This window comes from Kaistella yonginensis (assembly GCF_030409525.1).
Classification (GTDB): Bacteria; Bacteroidota; Bacteroidia; order Flavobacteriales; family Weeksellaceae; genus Kaistella; species Kaistella yonginensis.
Window position 1 is genome coordinate 20412 of record NZ_JAUFQB010000019.1, and the last position, 21146, is coordinate 41557.

Annotated in this window: 21 protein-coding genes; 13 read left to right on the top strand and 8 right to left on the bottom strand. The window is 34.6% G+C overall.

Annotated elements, in window-relative coordinates; genetic code table 11:
• Positions 1–30 precede the first annotated feature (30 nt).
• The 8 genes from QWY78_RS07495 to QWY78_RS07530 form a co-directional block, all read right to left on the bottom strand.
• Positions 31–594 (bottom strand): fasciclin domain-containing protein, encoded by a 564-nt coding sequence (locus tag QWY78_RS07495; protein ID WP_290218193.1) that lies wholly within the window; start codon positions 592–594, stop codon positions 31–33.
• Between the two features lie 172 nt (positions 595–766).
• Positions 767–1534 (bottom strand): ABC transporter permease subunit, encoded by a 768-nt coding sequence (locus QWY78_RS07500; RefSeq protein ID WP_290218195.1) that lies wholly within the window; start codon positions 1532–1534, stop codon positions 767–769.
• Positions 1531–2244: an ABC transporter ATP-binding protein gene (locus QWY78_RS07505; protein WP_290218198.1), complete on the bottom strand. Its 714-nt coding sequence runs from the start codon at positions 2242–2244 to the stop codon at positions 1531–1533. The genes QWY78_RS07500 and QWY78_RS07505 overlap by 4 nt, the downstream gene beginning before the upstream one ends.
• A gap of 88 nt (positions 2245–2332) precedes the next feature.
• Entirely contained in the window at positions 2333–3571 is a 1239-nt protein-coding gene (locus QWY78_RS07510) for a nitrous oxide reductase family maturation protein NosD (protein WP_290218200.1), read from the bottom strand.
• A gap of 50 nt (positions 3572–3621) precedes the next feature.
• Entirely contained in the window at positions 3622–4032 is a 411-nt protein-coding gene (locus QWY78_RS07515; RefSeq protein ID WP_290218202.1) for a nitrous oxide reductase accessory protein NosL, read from the bottom strand.
• A 19-nt stretch (positions 4033–4051) separates the two neighbouring features.
• Entirely contained in the window at positions 4052–4657 is a 606-nt protein-coding gene (locus QWY78_RS07520; RefSeq protein WP_290218206.1) for a hypothetical protein, read from the bottom strand.
• 148 nt (positions 4658–4805) lie between these two features.
• Positions 4806–6800, bottom strand: a complete 1995-nt coding sequence (gene nosZ / locus QWY78_RS07525; RefSeq protein WP_290218209.1) for a Sec-dependent nitrous-oxide reductase — start codon at positions 6798–6800, stop codon at positions 4806–4808.
• A gap of 87 nt (positions 6801–6887) precedes the next feature.
• A complete protein-coding gene (locus tag QWY78_RS07530; protein ID WP_290218211.1) occupies positions 6888–7391 on the bottom strand; it encodes a c-type cytochrome in 504 nt (167 codons plus the stop codon).
• A gap of 136 nt (positions 7392–7527) precedes the next feature.
• Between QWY78_RS07530 and QWY78_RS07535 the strand changes: the two genes are divergently transcribed.
• From QWY78_RS07535 to QWY78_RS07595, 13 genes are all read left to right on the top strand, one after another.
• The gene (locus QWY78_RS07535; protein ID WP_290218215.1) at positions 7528–7917 is read left to right on the top strand and encodes a c-type cytochrome; all 390 of its coding nucleotides are present in this window, start codon (positions 7528–7530) and stop codon (positions 7915–7917) included.
• Positions 7918–8078: 161 nt separating this feature from the next.
• Positions 8079–9971 carry a molecular chaperone DnaK gene (gene dnaK / locus QWY78_RS07540; RefSeq protein WP_290218218.1) on the top strand — a complete coding sequence of 631 codons (1893 nt, stop codon included), beginning with the start codon at positions 8079–8081 and terminating at the stop codon, positions 9969–9971.
• Positions 9972–10281: 310 nt separating this feature from the next.
• Positions 10282–10779, top strand: a complete 498-nt coding sequence (locus tag QWY78_RS07545; RefSeq protein ID WP_290218221.1) for a helix-turn-helix domain-containing protein — start codon at positions 10282–10284, stop codon at positions 10777–10779.
• Complete coding sequence (locus QWY78_RS07550; protein WP_290218224.1) at positions 10776–12017, top strand: site-specific integrase; 1242 nt, start codon at positions 10776–10778, stop codon at positions 12015–12017. Before QWY78_RS07545 ends, QWY78_RS07550 begins: the two co-directional genes overlap by 4 nt.
• 1 nt (position 12018) lies before the next feature.
• Positions 12019–12810 carry a hypothetical protein gene (locus QWY78_RS07555; protein ID WP_290218227.1) on the top strand — a complete coding sequence of 264 codons (792 nt, stop codon included), beginning with the start codon at positions 12019–12021 and terminating at the stop codon, positions 12808–12810.
• 112 nt (positions 12811–12922) lie between these two features.
• Positions 12923–13300: a helix-turn-helix domain-containing protein gene (locus tag QWY78_RS07560; RefSeq protein WP_290218229.1), complete on the top strand. Its 378-nt coding sequence runs from the start codon at positions 12923–12925 to the stop codon at positions 13298–13300.
• Complete coding sequence (locus QWY78_RS07565; protein WP_290218230.1) at positions 13297–14535, top strand: primase-helicase family protein; 1239 nt, start codon at positions 13297–13299, stop codon at positions 14533–14535. Before QWY78_RS07560 ends, QWY78_RS07565 begins: the two co-directional genes overlap by 4 nt.
• A gap of 221 nt (positions 14536–14756) precedes the next feature.
• Positions 14757–15632, top strand: a complete 876-nt coding sequence (locus QWY78_RS07570; RefSeq protein ID WP_290218233.1) for a DUF8464 domain-containing protein — start codon at positions 14757–14759, stop codon at positions 15630–15632.
• 275 nt (positions 15633–15907) lie between these two features.
• The gene (locus QWY78_RS07575) at positions 15908–16372 is read left to right on the top strand and encodes a plasmid mobilization protein (protein WP_290218236.1); all 465 of its coding nucleotides are present in this window, start codon (positions 15908–15910) and stop codon (positions 16370–16372) included.
• The gene (locus QWY78_RS07580; RefSeq protein ID WP_290218238.1) at positions 16369–17514 is read left to right on the top strand and encodes a relaxase/mobilization nuclease domain-containing protein; all 1146 of its coding nucleotides are present in this window, start codon (positions 16369–16371) and stop codon (positions 17512–17514) included. Before QWY78_RS07575 ends, QWY78_RS07580 begins: the two co-directional genes overlap by 4 nt.
• Before the next feature lie 85 nt (positions 17515–17599).
• Complete coding sequence (locus QWY78_RS07585) at positions 17600–17890, top strand: helix-turn-helix domain-containing protein (protein WP_290218241.1); 291 nt, start codon at positions 17600–17602, stop codon at positions 17888–17890.
• Between the two features lie 12 nt (positions 17891–17902).
• Positions 17903–19150, top strand: coding sequence for a type II toxin-antitoxin system HipA family toxin (locus tag QWY78_RS07590; RefSeq protein WP_290218242.1), 1248 nt, complete (start codon positions 17903–17905; stop codon positions 19148–19150).
• A 107-nt stretch (positions 19151–19257) separates the two neighbouring features.
• Positions 19258–20919: an ATP-binding protein gene (locus tag QWY78_RS07595; protein ID WP_290218245.1), complete on the top strand. Its 1662-nt coding sequence runs from the start codon at positions 19258–19260 to the stop codon at positions 20917–20919.
• Positions 20920–21146: the final 227 nt, after the last annotated feature.

Consider the following 21146-nt stretch of genomic DNA (forward strand, 5'->3'; position numbering starts at 1 on the left):
ATTAAATTCAAATTATTATGCTCTGGATTTTTATTCAGGTAGGATAACAGCGTCAACTACATGTACGATGCCGTTTGCAGCAGGAACAGAAGCAATAATGTTGATAGTTCCGTTTACCACTGGTTTTCCATTGACTATTTTAATACTGATTGGCTTTCCATCAACCATACCAAGATTTTGTCCGTCGGTAAGTTGGTCGGTTTTGATCACACCAACATAAGTATGATGACTTAAAATATCATTTAATTTATCAACGTTTTCAGGTTTTAGCAATTCATCTAAGGTTCCAGCTGGAAGTTTGTCAAAAGCCTCATTTGTTGGGGCAAAAACGGTGAATGGACCTGCATTACTCAGCGATGTAGCCAGTCCTGCAGCCTGTACTCCTTTTACCAAGGTTGATAAGTCTGGATTACTTACGGCAAGTTTCACGATGTCTGGTGCGCTGTCATTATCTACAACTGCTTCTTGACCTCCTGCAGAAACAGGTTCTGTACCAGCGGATTCTGTAGTTGTTGCTTCAGCGGTTGTTTCACTTTTTGCACAAGAAGAAAAAGCGAGTGCTAGCACCGCAAGAATCATAATTGATTTTTTCATAGGCTTTATTTTATTTGTTAACTTATTTCAAACAATTAAGAGGCAGTACCCTCTTTTTTAATTTGATATAAAAGTAAGACAAACCAATGAGCAATTGCTATGACTGTAATCACATCTTAAACAAGTATTTAAGTGAATTTTATCAGGTTTTATTTAAAATTTTATTAAATCGCTACAAATCCTTCTTATTAAACATGATTAATGACCATAAAAAAGGAACCAACGTCCATATCGCTAAAATAACAATCGAAATAATCATCCCTCCTCCAGAACCAAAAACCTGTCTGAATATAGCACCAGCTTGTCCCAGCATGGCTGCAACATCTAATTGCAACAATACAAATATTCGCGAAAGACCGATTGGGTTAACCGCTGCAACGGTTGCCATGATGCCCTCAATTGGGTAATCTGCAAACTGAAACATTAGAACCAATAAAATCCCATCATATATAATGGCAAAAAACATCCAGATGAAAATCGAAACGCCAATTCCTTTCGCACGGTCTCTACTCATAATGGCTGCTAACATGGCCAAAGAGGTAAAGATAATCGATAAAAATACGCCTGTGATCAATAATGAAATCCCAGTTTGAATCGAGGAATATAAGAGAATTGGGATGCCACAGCCTATTAGAAATGCTAGGATCAAGGCGGTTGAAAGTCCTAAAAAAAGATTGAACCATACTTTACCCCGCGGCACGGGTTGACTCAGCAGCAACTCTATAAACTGACTGCTGTTATACACGTAAATGGTAGAAAATATGATGCTGACCAAAGGGACAACCAACAATACCACATTCAATAAACTGAGGGTGGCCTTGGTATAATTGTTATCTAAGCCTAAAACTGACCAAGAAATGATAAAAAGTAAAATGGTATAAAGAATGACGATTTTATTTTTTAAAATATCAAATAAGATAAAGCGAGCTATTTTGTTCATTTTTTCATTGCTTTTAAGATCGAAATAATTCCATCGGAAATTTTCTCAGTATTGGTTTCTTTTTTTAGATCTTCTACCGATTGATGCACCACGACTTTGCCTTCATTCATGAAAACAATTTCGCTGATAATATCATCCAGCTCACTTAAAAGGTGAGAGGTAATGATGATGAGTTTTCCTTTGTTTTTCTCTTTAATGATTTTATTTTTCAGGATTTCCGTCGCCAAGGGATCGAGGCCAGCCGTAGGCTCATCAAGAATAATAACCTTTGGATTGAACAGAAAAGCCAGTACAGCACTCACTTTCTGCGTGGTTCCACCAGACAGGGTACGCATTTTTTTATCGTAAATGTTTTCTAGTTCGAAGGCTTCTAAAAGTTCAGTATCAAGATTGTCACCACTTGTTTTACGGGTGTCCTTGATCATTTTAATGGTTTCCTCGATCGTCATATTCTCAGGATAGCGACCAATTTGTGGCATATAACCAATGATTTCACGGTATTTATAATCTTCTTTTACACTTTTACCATCGACTAGTATATCGCCTTCTACAACCACATTTAAGCCTAAAATGCATTTTATCATGGTTGTTTTTCCACAGCCATTTGGTCCTATAAGTGCAATAGAATGCCCATTTTCAAAGGACAAATTAACCTCATCAAGTGCGGTGAACTTTTGGAACTTTTTGGTTAAATTATTAATTTGAATCATATCATTGAGATGCTAAAAGTCAACATCAACTTTCATTAATTATTTATTTATTTCAAAACTTTAAATAAAAATCCGAAAGACGGATTACTTAAATTTTTACAGGCTTCATGAGCGGTTGGTCATCCACAAAACTTTCTGGGGTAATGCTGGGGATTATTTTTTCGGTTCGGTCCAGCATGTCTACGAGAAAACTTCGGAAAAGCAACATGACCGAGGCGTTTTGTTCTACCAAAACAGAGTATAAACTCAAAGGATGGAAGGGAACGTCGCCGATTTTATCTTTATCCAAATCATAGCCTTCATATTTATCCCAATAATTATATCGAAACTCATTCATCACCACGGTGCCATTGGTACTTACATCAAAAGTATTATTGATGAAATTGTTTCTCATCAATTTGTTTTCCATACAGTTAGAATTAATTTTAATGGCCCAGCCGTTGTTTTCAAATTGGTTGTTAAAGAAATCTATTTTAGTCGCGCCATCTGCAAAGATTGCAGTGGTATTGTTTTCGAAAATATTTCCTTTGATGGTACTGTAAGAAATTTCTTTTAATAAAAGACCGAAAACACTATCGCCCCAATTGTTGATAAACTTGTTATCGTACATGCTCACGTTCATTGCATACATTACGGCCACGCCAGCTTCATTATTATCAAATACGTTTCCGGTATAGACACTGTCATTAGAAAACATAAAATGTAAGCCATACCGTAGATTATGTCGGGATAGGTTATGGAAAATAAAACATTTTGCATTTTTTTCCAGGTAAATACCATCTTTATGGCCACTGATATAGTTGTTTTTCACCCAAATTTCACGACTTCCGAGAAGGTGAATTCCATCGCCGATATTTTCCTCGGAAGTCCCACGGTTGGTTGTAATTTTATTATTGCTGATTAAACAGCGCAAACCTCTTTGAACATAAATCCCGAAATGATTATTTTCGAAAATATTATTATCGATCACCGAATCGGCACTGGTGTAAATGTGTACGGCGGCTACACTTTTAATTTCATCTCTACCGCTATTGATAAATTTGAATCCTTTCAAAGTGATGTGATCCGCGTAAATGGTGATAATTTCGCCATCCATATTTCCATCGATTATCGGTCGGTCGATTCCTATTAGGGTTAATGATTTTTCGAGCATAATGGTTCCTTCGCGATAAATTCCTTGATGAACTAAAATAGTATCGCCGCTTTGTGCTGCGGCGATAGCTAGTTTTATGGTTTTATACTGCTCACTTTTACCGACTTTTAGCACGGCGGAAAAAGTAAAAATCGGTAAAAGGACTAACAGTAAATAGGATATTTTATTTTTCATATTTCATACCAACTGCAATCTTGTAAGACTGCAAGTGTGCAGATTTTTAATTACGGTGTTAAGGTTGCTTGTAGCTCAGTTGCAGCTTTTTCAGCTGCTGCTTTATCTTTGTATGCTTGCGTATTACCTCCCATTGGACTTTTTATATCTCCACCTTTAATAAACGTAGCGGTGGTTTTTTCAATAAATTCTCCACTGGGGAAATCGGCGACGTATGTTTTGGCATTTCCGGTTGATTCTGTATTAGAAACTTCGTAATCATTCATACAGCTAATGTCATCAAATTTATAAAGACGACCCTTTTCTGTAATGAGTTGTGTTGCATATTTTGGTTCAGAGATTGTCATTTTGCAATTCGCACACTGATCTTTGCCAACTGCAATTTCTTGTGGCATACTTTCAGAGCAGGCCGCTAAAACAATCATACTACTTGCTACAAGTAATTTACCAAATAATTTCATAATAGTAATTTTAAAATAGTTAAATCGTGGAAACTTTTTTAAGCTGTTTTTTAGCGATTCGATTTTCCATAAATGCTAAGATAATAAAAATAACGCCAGCAACAAGCATAATACTACCCCCAATATTGGGATAAGACCATACCTCAAAGTTTAGCAATTGCTTGTAACCAATTAATGGCGGCTGGTACGTCATGCCAGGAACGATAATCGCTGCTTGAGGATTAAGGTTATGTCCATAATCGTATAACCATCTGTAGAAGTCAACTACGAATCCTATACCGAAAAGTAAATAAATACCGGTTAAGATATAAAGAACTTTACGACTGTTTAAGAATGCAGCTAAGAAAGAAAGTGCGGCAAAAATACCCAATGCATACGGTAGGATTTTGAATTCCCAAAATTCATCAGCATGTATTTCTTTCATACCGATATAGTGGTTAAGGCCGTTAATAATTTCGTACTCCCCAGAAACTTTATTAGAATGTATAAACATTGCTAATCCTTCAGGATATTGTGGTGCATTTAGATAGATTGACCAGATCGGAACAAAAATAGCTACAACCAACCCAACGCCTAAAAGCATGAGAAGTATTTTACTCCATTGATGTAATGAGTTTGTTTTCATTTTGATTTTTTTAAGTGTTTATTTTTTTAGTGAATGACTTCGTAAAGTTAGTCACTTTATTGATTGGCTTTTGTAATGTTTGTCACAAAATGACATCAATCATAAAACGAAAAAAGGGCAGTAAAACTGCCCTTTAATTAAAAATAAATTACTTTGTTTCACCTTGTTTTACGGGGCTTTGCGCATTATCCTTTTTATTATTCAACGAATAAATTAATGGAGTGTTGCTACCTGCAGGTGATACTCTCACGTATCCTTGCATTTCCTGGTGTAAAGCAGAACAGAAGTCTGTACAATACATCGGATACATTCCTGGTTTCAAAGGAACCCATTTCAAGGTACTTGTTTCACCTGGCATAATAAGAAGCTCAGCATTTTGTGCTCCTTTAACTGCGAATCCGTGAGGGACATCCCAGTCTTGCTCTAGGTTCGTAACGTGGAAGTATACTTCGTCACCTACTTTTACACCTTCAATATTATCTGGAGCAAAGTGAGAACGGATAGAGGTCATATAAACATGTACTTTATTTCCTTCTCTCACAACTTTACTTTCACCTTCACCTCGCGTTACATATGGGTGTTTATTTTCTTCTAATTTATAGAATTTAATTTGGTTTTTAGTAAACAATTCTGCTGGTCCTGCTTGTGCATAATGCGGCTCCCCAATCGTTGGGAAATCCAGTAGAAGTTTCATTTTATCACCACTAATGTCAAATAATTGTGCTGATTGCGCCAATTCTGGACCTGTTGGTAAGTATCTGTCTTTGGTAATTTTGTTATATGCTACCAAATATTTACCATAAGGTTTTGCAGTGTCTCCACCAACAACCATTAAGTGACCTGTTGAATAGAAAGTTGGTTGTCTGTCTAAAATTTTCAATGTTTTAATATCCCATTTCACAACTTCAGACGATACAAACATGGAAGTGTAAGCATTTCCTTTTCCATCAAATTCAGTATGGAGTGGGCCTAAACCTGGTTTTTGAACTTCACCGTGTAATACAGCGTCATATTTCAAAATTGGAATTCCATCAAATTCACCTGAGTAATTTTTGTCAGCGATTGCTTTGATCATTTTATCAAAACTAAATACAGGAATTAAAGCTGCCAATTTTCCAGAACCAATAATGTATTCTCCAGTAGGGTCGATATCGCAACCGTGAGGAGATTTTGGACAAGGAATCAAATAGCAGATATCTTTCAATTCTTTCGCAGAAAGTACGGATACTTCTCTTAAGATTTCAGACTTCGCCATGTGAGTAGTCTCATCATAGGTGTTATGCGCATATTCTACCGCCATTTTTTTAGCTTTTCCAGCTTTCAAATATTCCTCGGCTTTTTTCCAGTTTACTGCCATGATGAAATCTTTCTCATTTTGAGAAGCATTTACTTCAAGGAGTGTGTTTGCTTGTTCAGAGTTATAACAAGAGAAGAAGAACCATCCGTGAGATTTTCCTTTTCCTGCGTGAGATAAGTCAAAGTTAAATCCTGGCGCTTCAATTTGGAAAGTGATGTCCATTTTTCCATCTTCTTTACCAATTCCGATAAAAGAAAGATAACCTTTAAAGTTTTCTTTAAAAGACTCAATTGGCACGTCGCCTTCACCATCCACAGGCACTGCGAAACGTGTTCCAGCAACTACATATTCTGTGTTTTCAGTTAAGAAAGGAGAAGAGTGATTCCCTGCCGAGTTCGGAATTTCAAGAATTTCTGTTGTTTTGAATGACTTCAGGTCAATCTTTGCTACACGTGGTGTATTATTGGCGTTTGCAAATAAATATCTGCCGTCAATTTCACCATTTGTTTGTGATAAAGCAAGGTGGTGTTGATCATCCCAAGGAATAAAACCGTGAGAAGTTTCTAACATTGGCTTTGTTTCTTCACTAAATCCATAGCCATTTTCCGGGTGAACGGAAAATACGGGAATAATTTTTAATGTTCTGCCGCTCGGTAATCCAATAACACTAATTTGGCCATTGAAACCACCGCTGACGAAATTCATTACTTCGTCATGTTTTCCAGGAGCGACATACACTTTCTCAGCTGCATCACCGGAAACAGCAGTCTGTGTTCCCTTGGGCTTACATGCAACGATACTCACCGCAGCAAACGCTGCGAGTCCAATTTTCTTGTAAGTTTTCATATAATATTGATTAATTCTTTCTTAATGGAAAGGTATAGATGATGAATGGTAAGTTTGTTTTTTACATACCATTCATCAAAAAGAAATTTATTTAGCGCCGTCGATTTCTCTCATGTATTCGAGAACTTCTCTTGCTTCTGTATCATTAAGGCCTTGATTTGGCATTCTAACCAAACAAAGTTCCAATTGTTTTTGTAATTCTGGATCTACATCGATCATTGGATCTGGATCAGAAATAAAGTTCATAATCCATTGTGGGGTTTGTCTTTTAGTAACACCTGCCCAACCTGGTCCAACCAGTTTTTCATCTGTTGTTTTATGACAAGAAGTACATTTCACCTCTGCTAGTTTTTTACCAGCTGCTGCCATTGCAGGATCAAATTTAGACACGTCTACATTATCATGTTTACCAAGACCCCTATTTGGATCGTAGTCTGCAGGACTCTTTGCAGCATCAGCAGTGCTTTCATCTGCCGCAGTGGCTCCAGCTTCAGTAGAACCAGAAGGGATTGAATCTGTTTGTTTGTCTCCTCCACAAGAGAATAAAGCGAAGGTTAGTGTTGCGAGTGCAATAGTTTTTAATAATTTCATTGTATTGATTTTTTGTATGTTCAAAAGTACTAAGGTTTGGTCGAATCTCGTTATGACTGTAATCATATACATCATATGATAATTATCGTGAAATTTGTACTTCAAAATTAACACTTATTCTTAAAATAAAAAACGAATGAAAAAGTATTTGATGATCTGCGGAATTGCCGCAGTAGTTGTAGCATGTAATAAAAAAGAAGCGAATCCTAATATGGATTCCAACGTAATGTTAGAAGAGCCCGTGGTAAAAGTAGTTGATTCAGCTGCAGCTGGTAAACATGAGGGGTTGGCCCTAATTGAAGGAGCAGATTGCCTTACTTGTCATAAAGACGATGTGAGAGTAGTTGGTCCATCTTATCAAGAGGTTGCCGATAAATATACAGATGGAGATCTGGATATGCTTGCTGATAAAATTATTGAAGGAGGGAAAGGAAATTGGGGGGAAATCCCAATGACTCCACATGCAGGAATGAGCAAAGAAAATGCAAAGAAAATGGTAGAGTATATTATGACACTTAAGAAATAACAGACATTTTAAGTACAATAAAAGACATCTAATATATAGGGTGTCTTTTTTTTTGCTCCAAGACTTAGCCAATCTGTCAATTTGTCATAAATTTTTGCATGGTATAAAATTGGAGAAGTTCAGGTTGTAAAATTAACTTTAATACTTAAAATATAAATAAAATGAGCAAAATAATTGGAATTGACTTAGGTACAACCAATTCATGTGTTGCGGTAATGGAGGGTAAAGATCCAGTAGTTATCCCTAACGCAGAAGGTAAAAGAACAACACCATCCATCGTGGCTTTCACAGAAGATGGTGAGAGAAAAGTAGGGGATCCTGCAAAAAGACAAGCGGTTACTAATCCTACGAAAACCATTTATTCTATCAAAAGATTTATCGGAACACACTTTAAAGATGATGCGACCGAAATAGGACGTGTAGCTTATAAAGTAGTTAAAGGTCCAAACGATACTGTAAAAGTAAAAATCGACGATAGAGAATATACGCCGCAAGAAATTTCTGCGATGATTCTTCAGAAAATGAAGAAAACAGCAGAGGATTATTTGGGTCAAGAAGTGACCAGAGCAGTAATTACGGTGCCTGCTTACTTTAATGATGCGCAGAGACAAGCGACAAAAGAAGCAGGAGAAATCGCTGGTTTGACGGTTGAAAGAATTATCAATGAGCCTACCGCAGCAGCTTTAGCCTACGGGTTAGACCAAAGCCATAAAGACCAAAAAATCGCAGTATATGATTTAGGTGGAGGTACTTTTGACGTGTCGATCCTTGATTTAGGAGACGGCGTTTTTGAAGTATTGTCAACAAATGGCGATACACACTTAGGTGGTGACGATTTTGATGATGTAATTATCAATTGGTTGGCAGATGAATTCAAAAGCGAAGAAGGTGTTGAATTGAAAGGCGATCCAATTGCTTTACAGAGATTGAAAGAAGCTGCAGAGAAAGCTAAAATCGAATTGTCTTCTGCTTCACAAACTGAAATCAACCTTCCTTACATTACAGCAACAGCGACTGGTCCAAAACACTTGGTTAAAACTTTAACTAAAGCGAAATTCGAGCAGTTGGCTGAAGATTTAGTAAGACGTTCTATGGAACCTTGTAAAAAAGCGCTTTCTGATGCCGGATTGCAAACTTCAGACATCGATGAGGTAATCTTGGTTGGTGGCTCTACCAGAATCCCAATCATCCAGGAACAAGTAGAAAAATTCTTCGGTAAAACACCTTCCAAAGGAGTGAATCCAGATGAAGTAGTAGCTTTAGGAGCTGCAATTCAAGGTGGAGTTTTAACAGGTGATGTAAAAGACGTTCTTTTATTAGATGTTACGCCACTTTCATTAGGAATTGAAACAATGGGTTCTGTTTTTACCAAATTAATTGATGCCAACACAACCATTCCAACCAAAAAATCAGAAGTATTCTCAACCGCAAGTGATAACCAACCTGCAGTGTCCATTAGAGTTGGACAAGGAGAAAGACCGATGTTTAATGACAATAAAGAAATCGGAAGATTTGACTTATCAGATATTCCACCAGCACAAAGAGGTGTTCCTCAAATCGAAGTAACTTTCGATATTGATGCCAACGGAATCTTGAGCGTTTCTGCGAAAGATAAAGGAACTGGAAAAGAACAAACCATCAAAATTCAGGCAAGTTCAGGACTTTCTGAAGAAGAAATTGCTAAAATGAAACGTGAAGCGGAAGAAAATGCTTCTGCTGATGCGAAGAAAAAAGAAGAAGTTGAAATCTTCAACAAAGCAGACGGATTGATTTTCCAAACAGAAAAACAACTGAAAGAATTTGGTGAAAAATTATCAGCTGATAAAAAAGCCGCCATCGAAACTGCACATGCAGAATTGAAAACTGCTTTCGAAGCGAAAGATATGGACAGCGTAAAAACCAAAACAGAAGCTTTAGACGCAGCTTGGATGGCAGCATCTGAAGAGATGTACGCACAAAACGGACAACCTGGAGCTGATCAGGCTCAAGGAAATCCAGAAGGAAATGCAGGACAGGAAGATGTTCAGGATGCTGATTTCGAAGAAGTCAAGTAATTAGCAATTATCATCGATTATTATCGATTGAAATAAATTAGTAAATCGCTGTAAACGTAATGTTTACAGCGATTTTTTTGTTTTTAACTTTTTTCTATAATAGTCGATTTTAATCAATTTTTATCGTATTTTTGTATCTTACTTGTACCGAGCGATATTTTAATAGTAGGTGCGCCTTATGCGCCGTAATTGAATTTAAACTTGTAAAAAGAGAGAATGTGCAGGATGTAATTACAGTATGGGATTTAGTAAATTAAAAATACCGAGGGTTTGTGAGCATTGTTCAAAACCATTTGAAGCAAAAACAGTTATGACCCGTTTTTGTTCTATTTCTTGCAATAATAAAGCAGCAAAAGAAAATAAAAAAATCGAAAAAGAAAGGATTGAAAAATTAACACTTTTGAAAAATTATGCAATTAAAATCGCAGAAGTTCAATCTCGGGAATTTATTTCAGTGTCTGAGGCAACTGTCATGTTTGGGATTTCTAAAGATACGGTGCACAGATATATAAAAAGAGGAATTATTACTGGAGTTAATCTGGGTTCAAGATTGACTCGCGTAAAGCGATCCGATTTAGAAGATTTATTTTCATCTGTAGAAATGCCAGATAAATCAAAAGAAATTGCTGAAAAACCAAATTTTGAAGTTGGTACTTGCTATACAATTTCAGAAATTAGTGCAAAATACCATGCTGATCCGGGAACGGTAAATAGTGTCATTAAAAGAAACAAAATCCCAACTAAAAAGGTGGGAAGTTTTGTGTACGCACCTAAAAATTTAATTGACAAAATTTTTGACGGAAAATGAAAGAGTTATTAAAAACCAAAGTTACCGTAAGACTGCGAAAAGCCGAGTTCCGAAAAGAATGGTTCATTTATTTGGAAAGTTATCCCGTGATGATTCCAGGTAAAAATGATCCTCAAAGAATTCGGGAATACTTGAACCGAAGTATAACAACTGTAGATTTTGACAAGAAAAGACCGGCACGGACAACAGAGAGTTCAGTTTCATTCAAACCCAAAAGAGATGATAATGGAATTATCGTTTGCAAAAGTGAAAATGACCGCGAGACCATGTTTTACGCTGATTCATTGCGAAAATTGAGACAGAGAGAATACGATAACATTGAACTTTATAACGAGCTTGATATAATTCAGCAGGAGCAAAAAGAAAAATCCGAGGAGAATTTTTTGAGGTATTATGAATTACTTATTGATAAACGACATAAAAATAATTCAGAATCCATAAGAGTGAATTGGTATCGCTCGATAGAATTTCTAAAAGATTTCGGAGGACAAACTATCATGTTTTCACAGATTAACACAAAATTCTGTGAAAATTTCAAATCTTATTTGTTGACTGCAAAAAGTGGTAGTAATAAAGAAGCGATAATTTCTCAAAATACGGCTTCAACTTACTTTTCTGTTTTCAAAGCTGCACTGAAAGAAGCTTTTATTGATGGCTATTTCACGACTGATATTGCGGCTAAGATAAAATCAATTCCGCATGAAGAATCGAGAAGAGAATATTTAACGCTGGAAGAATTGAATACTTTAGTTGAAACACCATGCGAACTTGATGTTCTAAAACGTGCAGCGCTATTTTCTGCATTGACAGGTTTACGACATTCCGATATTCAAAAATTAACGTGGAATGAAATCAAGATTGAAAACGATCAGGCACGAATAAACTTCACTCAAAAAAAGACGAAAGGTGTAGAATATATGCCAATGTCTAAACAAGCATTACAACTATGTGGAGAAGTTGGTCTACCAAATGAATTGGTTTTTAAAGATTTAACGAACCCTGCTTGGATTTCCCGACCACTTAAAAAATGGATTGAAAGTGCAGGAATTACCAAAAAAATAACTTTCCACAATTTCCGACATACATTCGCGACATTGCAACTTTCTAGCGGAACTGATATTTATACCGTCAGTAAAATGTTAGGACATACAAACGTGAAAACTACTCAGGTCTATGCAAAGGTTGTTGATGAAAAGAAAAATACGGCATCAAAAGCAATTCAGTTAAAAAACTTCTAGAATGAATTTGAAATATTTTGATCATATATTAAAACATTTGCCGGTCATTTTTGCTTGTGTATTATTAGGCGCTTTGGCTAGAGTGGCTTTTCTTTATAAAGGCGTTGATGATTATACGGCAAACATTATTTTTTGGTGCGTCAGTGCATTATTTATAGTTGTTTACGCATCTATAGTTTTATTTCTTGATGGTATAATAGTTTTATTCAGAAAAATTTTTCCCAAGAAGAATAATTCTAAAAATTCTACTGTAGATTTTATTCAAACTAATAATCATGAGAATATTATAATTGCGCAAAAAAAAATATTTGATGACAATACAGCAAATCAGTTAATTGAAGATTCAAAGGAAAAAATTGAGGAGCAAACTATTGAAAAGGTAAATCTTGAGTCTATAAGAAAAACACAACTTCAGCAAAAGCAACAGTTTGAAAGTGAGAAATTGCAAGTAGCTGTAGATTACACTAGAAATCAATTTGCATTATATTTAAAGGATGAAGATCTTGATGCACTTTGCGACGCCGTAAATTTATATTCAATAAAAGAAGATATTCTTAATAATAATTCTGTTTACACAAAGGACTTAACAAATCTAGACCTTTATCACTTCGGCTGGAATATCTGGAATCATTTCAGACCCATAAAACAGGAGGAGGTTTCAAAATTATTAAAAAATGTTTTCGTTTCGCTTGATGATATTGATTTAGAAAGTATCAAATCACACCTGAAAGATGAACCTAAAAAAGGCATTATAAAAATTCAAGAAAACCTGGCAGACTACCAAAAGACATAAAAAATCACAAAACGAAGTGTATTTTAAGTGATTCCTCTGTGATTGCGTGTTTACGTTCATCACAGAGGAATCACTTTTTTTCTTTGCACCATAACAATCAAAAACAACAGTTATGGAGAGTAATGAAATCTCATTTGAAAATTTACCAAAAGCAGTGGCGCATCTGGTCAGCGAAATTGCTATAATCAAACTTTTGGTAGAAGTAAAGCAACCACAGCAACTTCCTCAAAAAAGAATTCCAATAGATATAACGGAAGCCTGCCAAATTATTGGAAAGGCCAAACCCACTGTTTACACTCTCGTGCGGAAAAGATTGATTCCTTGCTACAAAAATGGTAAGAAACTCTATTTTTTTGAAGACGAATTATTAGAATGGATTTCCAAAGGGAGGAAGAAAACTTTGCAGGAAATCGAATCTGAAGCAAACGCAGATTTCAAAAAGAATTTTAGAAAAACTTCAGCAGAATTTAATCTAAAATCAAAATCATGAGCGACAAAATACCATACTTAAGAGTTGGAACAACTTACTATAAAACCATCGAAAAGCCATTAATATCAGGAGATAAAATCTCAATTCTTGTCAGATGGAATCGAGAAACGATCATAAGCGACCACGGAAAAACATACGTTTCAAGCGTTCCTAAATTTGATGGATTTTGCTGTATTCCAAACCATTTGAATTATCAACAAGTAATTGAAGGATTTTACAACGTGTACAATGAAATGCCTTTTCAACCAAATGGTGAAAAAGCCGACCTTCAATCAATTAAAGAAAAAATTCCCTTTTCTCTGGATTTTATGCAGCATATTTTCGGAGAGCAGATAGAACTGGGATTAGATTATTTAAAAATTTTACTTTTATATCCCACGCAAATTCTTCCGATACTTTGTCTGGTCAGCAAAGAAAGAGTGACCGGTAAAACGACATTTATAAAATGGCTCAAATGTATTTTCGGATTGAATATGACGTACATCAAAGGAGATTCTTTTGGAAGCCAGTTTAATGCAGATTGGACCTCTATGCTAATTGTGGCAATTGATGAAGTTTTCTTTGATAAAAAAGAGATTACTGAACGTTTAAAATATCTTTCCACCACAGATAAAGATAAAAAAGAAGCGAAAGGAAAAGACCGGGAGGAAGTCGATTTTTTTGCGAAGTTTATTCTATGTTCCAACAATGAAGATAATTTTATTCAGATAGATGAAAACGAAGTACGCTTCTGGATTATCAAAATCAAACCAATCAAATCTGAAAGAACAGAATTTCTACGCGATCTAAATACTGAAATTCCACATTTCTTAACCTACTTGATACAAAGACCATTTCATAGCCAGAAGAAAACAAGAATGTGGTTTACGCACACGGAACTACGAACCACTGCCTTGCAAAAATTAGTCTGGAAAAATAACAATAAACTTGAATCCCGGATAATTGAATTACTGTTTGAATTTTTTGAAAGTGTAGAAGATCAAGAAATAAATGCAGTTCCACAAGATATTTTGAATATGCTCAATAAAATGTTCAAAAGCAGTTACTGGACCATCAATGATGTGCGAAAATTATTAAAGGAAATCTGGAAACTCGAACCGCAACAAAATTCTTTGGCTTACATCAAATACGACATGGATTATGGCGGAAGTTTTTTTCAGCAAAATAAGACAGGTCGCTTTTTTTCCATAGAAAGGAATTTTATTTCTGAAAAATTTGATGAAATGATGAGATAATTGATAATGAAAAGAAAATCAATGAATTACAACTCATCAAAGTACTCATCAAATTTAAAAACACTGTTTTTTGATGAGAGATTGATGAGCAAATAAATTGAAGTTTGATGAGACGATGAGCGTTTGATGAGTATATAACTAATTGATATACAATTAAATACAACGTTCCCTCATCAAATCATCAAACTTTTCCCAAAACTCAACCCCTAAACTTTACAGCAATGAACTGCACACAATTTAATAAAATATCGGTGGAAGAAGTCCTGCAATCTCTCGGACATTTTCCCACAAAACAAAATGAAAAAGAAGCATGGTTTTTAAATCCATTTTCCAAAGAAAACAATGCCTCTTTTAAAATCAATAAAAACCTCAATTATTGGTATTTATTTTCAGAAGGAATTGGAGGGAACAATACCGATTTCATGAAGAAATATTTAAACGCTTCCATTAGCGAAGTTTTGGCTTGGGCAGAAAACCAAAATTTTTCTTCTTTTCACTATCAAACCAATAATCAGAAATTATTCAACCTTCCCAAAACTTATGAAATAGTAGAGGTGAAAGAAATTCAACATCCTGCATTATTACAATATTTAAAAAGCAGAAAAGTGGAAAATCAAAAACATTTAGTTTCTGAAATTCATTATCAAATGAATGATAAAAAATATTTCGGAATTGGTTTTAAAAATGATTCCGATGGTTATGAAATCCGGAACGCTTATTCTAAAATTTGTTTGGGCAAAAAAGATATTACCACCATAAAAAATAACTCAAAATCGCTTCAGATCTTTGAAGGCTTTTTTGATTTTCTCGCCTTTAAAAATATTGAAAAATCATTAGAAAATGAAACTTCAGATTACATGATTTTGAATTCAATTTCGATGATAAATAAGATTAAAAATTCACTTGAAAATTATGAAAAAATAGATCTCTATTTTGACAATGACGATGCCGGAAATCGCGCCGTTGAAATCATTAAAAATGAAAATAATGAAGCAGAAGATTGTAGGGTTTTGTATTCTGATTTTAAAGATTTAAATGATTGGTTGATTCATGAAAATCCATCTAATGAGAGAGTCGTTAATTTCAGACGATGGTGAGTAAAATAATAGCATGTTCAAAATTATTATTGAAGTGATTTCAGGCTTTAGATCTGCGTAAAATGAACGCAAGTTAAGCTAAATACACCTGCGTAAATTAAGTACAGGTAGAATAAATACGCCTGCGTAAAATAAGGTACGGTAAAATATGGTAGAATTTTAGTGCAAAAAGTACCCATTGTTTACAAAAAGCGCGTGACGCTTTTTTATAAAAATGGGAGTTTTTGATTTCTTCCTATCGTCAGAAATACAATTAGATTGAAAAATAATAAAAGATGAAAGCAGGTAATTTGAAAATATTTATTGATAAAATGGCTCAAGAAAATGAGCAAAAATTGCAAAAAATTAATGCTGAAAAAAGAAAAAAACACTTCCAAGAAATTGGTAGAAAAGGAGGTTTGAAAAAGAAATCTGAACCTCAATTATCTAAAGTAATATCGTTTCGATTGACGGATTTGGAATATGAAGATAGCCAGAAAAAAGCGCAGGAATTTAACCTGAAATTATCCGCTTATTCGAGAATGGTTCACCTGCAAAAAGAACTAAAAGTTCATGAATTTACAACCGATAAAACGCTGTTAAATTACGGAAATAATTTTGTGAGAATCACTAACCTTTTGCGAAATAGAGAATGGAATATGTTCCAAAATAAGAAGCAAATTCTGAAGGAAATCCAAGAACTTCTTGACCTTATCCGTGAATATTTATATTCAAAAATGAAAAATAAAAATTTAAAATGAACAACTCTGCAACAACCAGGTTGATCTCCAAGATCGCATTAGAATACAATGGAAACGACAAAGGAATGGCAGAACTTGCGGCAGTAAATTTTCTTTTGAGCAGCAATTCAGAAGATCAATTTCACGAAATGAAAATTGTAGCTGATCGAAATCACAAGGTTAAAAAATGGGCATTAACCGGCTATATTTCTCCACCAGAAGAAATTGGCAAATCGCTTTCCAATGAGGAATTGTCGGACATTGCGATTGAAGCATTAAGGAAAGTTGGCGTTACGGATTTAAATCAATTTCGCTTGGATATTCACAATAGTACGAAGCAAAAACATATTCATTTTGTGGTGAATAGAATGAATATTCATGGGAAATGCACGGTAAAATCGCATAGAATTGGAGAGAGATTCGGAGAAGCAGTCCGACAGATTTGCCAGGAACGAAATCTAAAAACCGATGTAGAAATTGGAATTGAGAAAAAAGCAGAAATGCTGAAAAACCTCACAGAATCTTTGCGAACATCCAATAATTTTGAAGAATTAATTTCAAAAATGCGTGCAAAAGGTTTTGATGTGCAACTTTCATCCAATGTAAAAGATGGAATTTCTGGAATGCGAATCATTTTGGAAAAAGACAAGAATCCTAATACTGAACGACAATACAAAGCAGGTTACACGCTTTCTCAAATTTCAAATAAATTGAAAATTTCGGAAGTAAAAATGGCTTTTGAGATTAAACAATCGTTCAAAAAAAATCTAAACATTGCTAGAAGTTTGAATGATCTACAAATTAAAATGCACCAAGATGGTTTCAAAATGAGATTTCAATACAAAGGAGAATTTAAACCCAATCAAAGCAATGAAGTGCAAGATGTTTGGATCAATAAAATCTATCACAATATACAAAACCAACCAAAAGATGGCTTTTTTTATAAGAAATTCGATGGTTTTTCGCTTTCTGCAATTGATAGTAATTATTCTGATTTAATCGGCGCAAATTCACGCAATAAAACTATTACAAGTGGTTCCAAAAAGGCAGAAGATTCCATTTTAGAAGTTGCAGAAGAGCTGATTGAAGATATTTTGAAACCAACTTATGTTGCACAACAGGAAGATGATTGGTGGAAAAAGAAAAGGAAGGGAAGGAGGTGAATTTTCAAAAATGAATGTTTAACATTATTTAAAATGATTGTTATTTCAAACAAATAACATATTTTTGTATGAAATAACGAACGTTATGAATACAAAAGAACAAATCATCCTTCCGAAATTCGCTCAATTATTGGAGGAAATGGGAGAGAATATTAAACTTGCCAGAAAACGGCGAAAATTAACAGCTATTCAAGTTGCAGAAAGGGCAGGAATTGCTCGTTCAACATTGTATTTAATAGAAAAAGGTGATTCCAGCGTTTCTTTGGGTGCTTATTTTAATGTTTTAAGAGTTTTGGGATTGCAAAATGATTTTCTGAAATTAGCTGCAGATGACGAGTTTGGAAGAAAATTGCAGGATTTGGAATTACTCAAATAAACGTCTAATACTATGAAACAAGCGAAATTTGAAATCTATGTTTTCGCCGATTGGAAGGGAATGGCTGAACCAAAACTGATGGGAGTTCTTTCCGCACATTACGGAAAAGGAAAAAAAGCGTTTGGTTTTGAATACGATAAAGAATGGATTAAAACAGGGTCTCAACGATTAATTGATCCTGATATTCAGTTTTTTTCAGGTGCCCAATTTCCAAATAATAAAGAAAATTTCGGCGTTTTTTTAGACAGTATGCCCGATACTTGGGGAAGAACTTTAATGAAAAGAAAAACCGCTCAGCAAGCCAGAGAAAATGGAGAAAAGACACAAACGCTTTATGATATAGATTATCTTCTTGGTGTTTTCGACAAAACCAGAATGGGTGCTTTGAGGTTCAAAACTTCTTTAGATGGCTCTTTTCTTGATGACGATCATGAACATTCTACACCACCTTGGTCGTCCATTCGAGAACTTCAAGCAGCAGCAAAAAATTTGGAAGATGATGAAAATGCAGACGTCAAAAAATGGTTAGCAATTCTTTTGGCACCTGGATCTTCTTTAGGTGGAGCAAGACCAAAAGCCAATATTGAAGATGAAAAAGGAGATTTGTGGATTGCTAAATTTCCTTCAAAAAACGATACTATTGACAAAGGAGCTTGGGAATTTTTGGCGTATCAATTAGCTTTGAAAAGTGGCGTTGAAATGACCGAATGTAAAATTGAAAAAATTGCAGGAAAATACCATACTTTTTTCACGAAAAGATTCGACAGAGAAGGCGATAGCAGAATTCATTTTGCATCTGCAATGACCATGACCGGAAATAGTGAAGAAAATTTAAGATTTCACACCGCAAGTTATCTAGATATAGCCGAATTTATAATGAATATCGGGTCGAATGTCAATACAAATCTTCATCAATTATGGCGAAGAATCGTGTTCAATATTTGTATTTCAAATACAGACGATCATCTTCGGAATCACGGCTTTATTTTGACGGATAATGGCTGGATTTTATCTCCTGCTTATGACTTAAATCCGTCTGTTGAGAAAGAGGGATTAGCTTTAAATATTGATATGGACGATAATTCTTTGGATCTCGAATTAGCAAAAAATGTCGGGATTTATTTCCGATTAAGTGATACTGAAATGGATGCTATCATTCTTGAAGTTCAAAATGTTGTTCGCAATTGGAAAGATATTGCAACAGAAATCGGGATTCCGAGAGGAGAACAAGAGTTGATGAAAGGCGCTTTTCTGTATTGAATCTATATCAAATTCGAAATTAATTTTCACAAATTATATCATAATTATTCGCTACGTCACGTTTCGGCGTAGCTAGTTTTCATCTTTGTATTCTAAAACAAAAGAATATGGAGACAAAAGAGAATTTCAACGCAATGGAATGCATCGAGAGTATTTACCAATTTTCTAAAGATAGCAAACTTCGGCAACCGCTTTTTGAGGTTGTAGAAAACGAAATCAATTTGCTTTCAAAATATTTGCAACTTAAAGAAATTGAAACGGTTTTGTTTGCAAATGCATTTGTTCTTTGGTTTGAAAATAGCGATTTTACAGATGTTTTTGAGCATTTTGGCTTAACTAAATTCCAGGTTCTGAAATATAGAGAAGCCATTGAGATGTTGTACTGTAGAAATCTTTTGATGAATAAAAATGCTCGTAAACGGCAAATTTCCAGTTTTGAACTTTCGCAAAATATCATCAATAGTATTTCTAAAAATGAAGTTATTAAATATGCTAAAATAGAAGAATCTTCAGACGAAAAAAACTTCGTAGATCTGCTAGAAGACTTCGATAAAAAAAGTGATCAGTTGAACGAAGGATTAATTAGTCCTTACGATTTCAGAGAATATATTTCGACTCTGTGTGAGGAAAATTTAGACCTGCCTATATTTCGTGAAATCAAAAATTACCAGCTCAATGCTTTCGAAACTTATTTCTTTTTAGATACGATCTGGGATGCTATTCAATATGGCGACAATGATTTTCATACCCACATACAGATTACTGTAAATGAGTATTTTAACCGGAAAAGTCAGGCAATGAAATTTCAGAAATTAATTATCAACAAAGAAACTAAACTATCAAAATTCAATTTAATTGAAATCTCAAAGGAAAATTTTCAGGATCGGAATAAGGCCAAATTGACTAAAAAAGTCGTCGATTTTCTAAAGGATAATGAAGATCTGCTAATTGACGATATTTCTAAAGACGATTCAAAATTGATCAGAGCAAAAGATATTTCAACAAAAAAGCTTTTTTATAATGCGGATGAAAATACTCAGCTGCAACAGATCTCAAATGTTTTGCAGGATGATAAATTTAGAGAAATGCAGCGACGTTTGAAAGAAAAGACCATGCCGATCGGAATTACAGTAATTCTTCATGGCGTTCCCGGCACTGGAAAAACAGAAAGCGTTTATCAACTGGCAAAAAATTCGGGCCGGAATATTTTTAAAGTAGATATTTCCGAGACCAAAAGCATGTGGTTTGGTGAAAGTCAGAAATTGGTGAAGAAGATTTTCACCGAATATGAAGAGATGAAAAGCAACGAAAAACTTTGTCCTATTTTACTTTTTAATGAAGCAGATGCAATCATCGGTAAACGAAAATCTGCAGGAAGTTCCAATGTTGCCGACACCGAAAATGCGATTCAAAATATAATCCTGGAAGAAATGGAAAATTTCGACGGAATTCTATTCGCCACCACAAATCTTGTCGAAAATATGGATGCTGCTTTTGAGCGAAGATTTTTATTTAAAGTAAAATTCGAGCAACCATCTACAGAAAACTCTGCTAAAATTTGGCAGGAAAAACTCCCTATTCTCTCTAAAAAGGAAAGTCAAATTCTCGCCGAAAAATTCAAATTCTCCGGTGGTGAAATGGAAAATATTACCCGAAAATGTGCAATGCAGGAAATTATGCATGGAGATATTTTGAATTTTACAGACATCGAAGGTTTGTGCAAAAATGAAAAATGGAGTGGAGAAGAGAAACGCAAAATTGGATTCTAAAAACACTAATAATGAAAAAAGTATTTAAAATCTTTTTTGAAAAAATTCCCACTGAGCAATTAATTCAAGAAAGAACATTGACCTGGAAAATCTTGCTTCCAAAGTCACGAGAAAATGGAGGTTTAAAATTTCTCAAAATAATCATTCTCGTATTTTTTACATTTTTGATGCTGGTCCCACTATCAATTATTGTAGCGATAATATTTAGAATAAGATAGATCAAATTT

Bases quoted from the DNA above. Each gene is read 5' to 3' on its own strand.
- QWY78_RS07495 (WP_290218193.1), bottom strand. From the start codon at position 594: ATGAAAAAATCAATTATGATTCTTGCGGTGCTAGCACTCGCTTTTTCT.
- QWY78_RS07500 (WP_290218195.1), bottom strand. From the start codon at position 1,534: ATGAACAAAATAGCTCGCTTTATCTTATTTGATATTTTAAAAAATAAA.
- QWY78_RS07505 (WP_290218198.1), bottom strand. From the start codon at position 2,244: ATGATTCAAATTAATAATTTAACCAAAAAGTTCCAAAAGTTCACCGCA.
- QWY78_RS07510 (WP_290218200.1), bottom strand. From the start codon at position 3,571: ATGAAAAATAAAATATCCTATTTACTGTTAGTCCTTTTACCGATTTTT.
- QWY78_RS07515 (WP_290218202.1), bottom strand. From the start codon at position 4,032: ATGAAATTATTTGGTAAATTACTTGTAGCAAGTAGTATGATTGTTTTA.
- QWY78_RS07520 (WP_290218206.1), bottom strand. From the start codon at position 4,657: ATGAAAACAAACTCATTACATCAATGGAGTAAAATACTTCTCATGCTT.
- nosZ (WP_290218209.1), bottom strand. From the start codon at position 6,800: ATGAAAACTTACAAGAAAATTGGACTCGCAGCGTTTGCTGCGGTGAGT.
- QWY78_RS07530 (WP_290218211.1), bottom strand. From the start codon at position 7,391: ATGAAATTATTAAAAACTATTGCACTCGCAACACTAACCTTCGCTTTA.
- QWY78_RS07535 (WP_290218215.1), top strand. From the start codon at position 7,528: ATGAAAAAGTATTTGATGATCTGCGGAATTGCCGCAGTAGTTGTAGCA.
- dnaK (WP_290218218.1), top strand. From the start codon at position 8,079: ATGAGCAAAATAATTGGAATTGACTTAGGTACAACCAATTCATGTGTT.
- QWY78_RS07545 (WP_290218221.1), top strand. From the start codon at position 10,282: ATGACCCGTTTTTGTTCTATTTCTTGCAATAATAAAGCAGCAAAAGAA.
- QWY78_RS07550 (WP_290218224.1), top strand. From the start codon at position 10,776: ATGAAAGAGTTATTAAAAACCAAAGTTACCGTAAGACTGCGAAAAGCC.
- QWY78_RS07555 (WP_290218227.1), top strand. From the start codon at position 12,019: ATGAATTTGAAATATTTTGATCATATATTAAAACATTTGCCGGTCATT.
- QWY78_RS07560 (WP_290218229.1), top strand. From the start codon at position 12,923: ATGGAGAGTAATGAAATCTCATTTGAAAATTTACCAAAAGCAGTGGCG.
- QWY78_RS07565 (WP_290218230.1), top strand. From the start codon at position 13,297: ATGAGCGACAAAATACCATACTTAAGAGTTGGAACAACTTACTATAAA.
- QWY78_RS07570 (WP_290218233.1), top strand. From the start codon at position 14,757: ATGAACTGCACACAATTTAATAAAATATCGGTGGAAGAAGTCCTGCAA.
- QWY78_RS07575 (WP_290218236.1), top strand. From the start codon at position 15,908: ATGAAAGCAGGTAATTTGAAAATATTTATTGATAAAATGGCTCAAGAA.
- QWY78_RS07580 (WP_290218238.1), top strand. From the start codon at position 16,369: ATGAACAACTCTGCAACAACCAGGTTGATCTCCAAGATCGCATTAGAA.
- QWY78_RS07585 (WP_290218241.1), top strand. From the start codon at position 17,600: ATGAATACAAAAGAACAAATCATCCTTCCGAAATTCGCTCAATTATTG.
- QWY78_RS07590 (WP_290218242.1), top strand. From the start codon at position 17,903: ATGAAACAAGCGAAATTTGAAATCTATGTTTTCGCCGATTGGAAGGGA.
- QWY78_RS07595 (WP_290218245.1), top strand. From the start codon at position 19,258: ATGGAGACAAAAGAGAATTTCAACGCAATGGAATGCATCGAGAGTATT.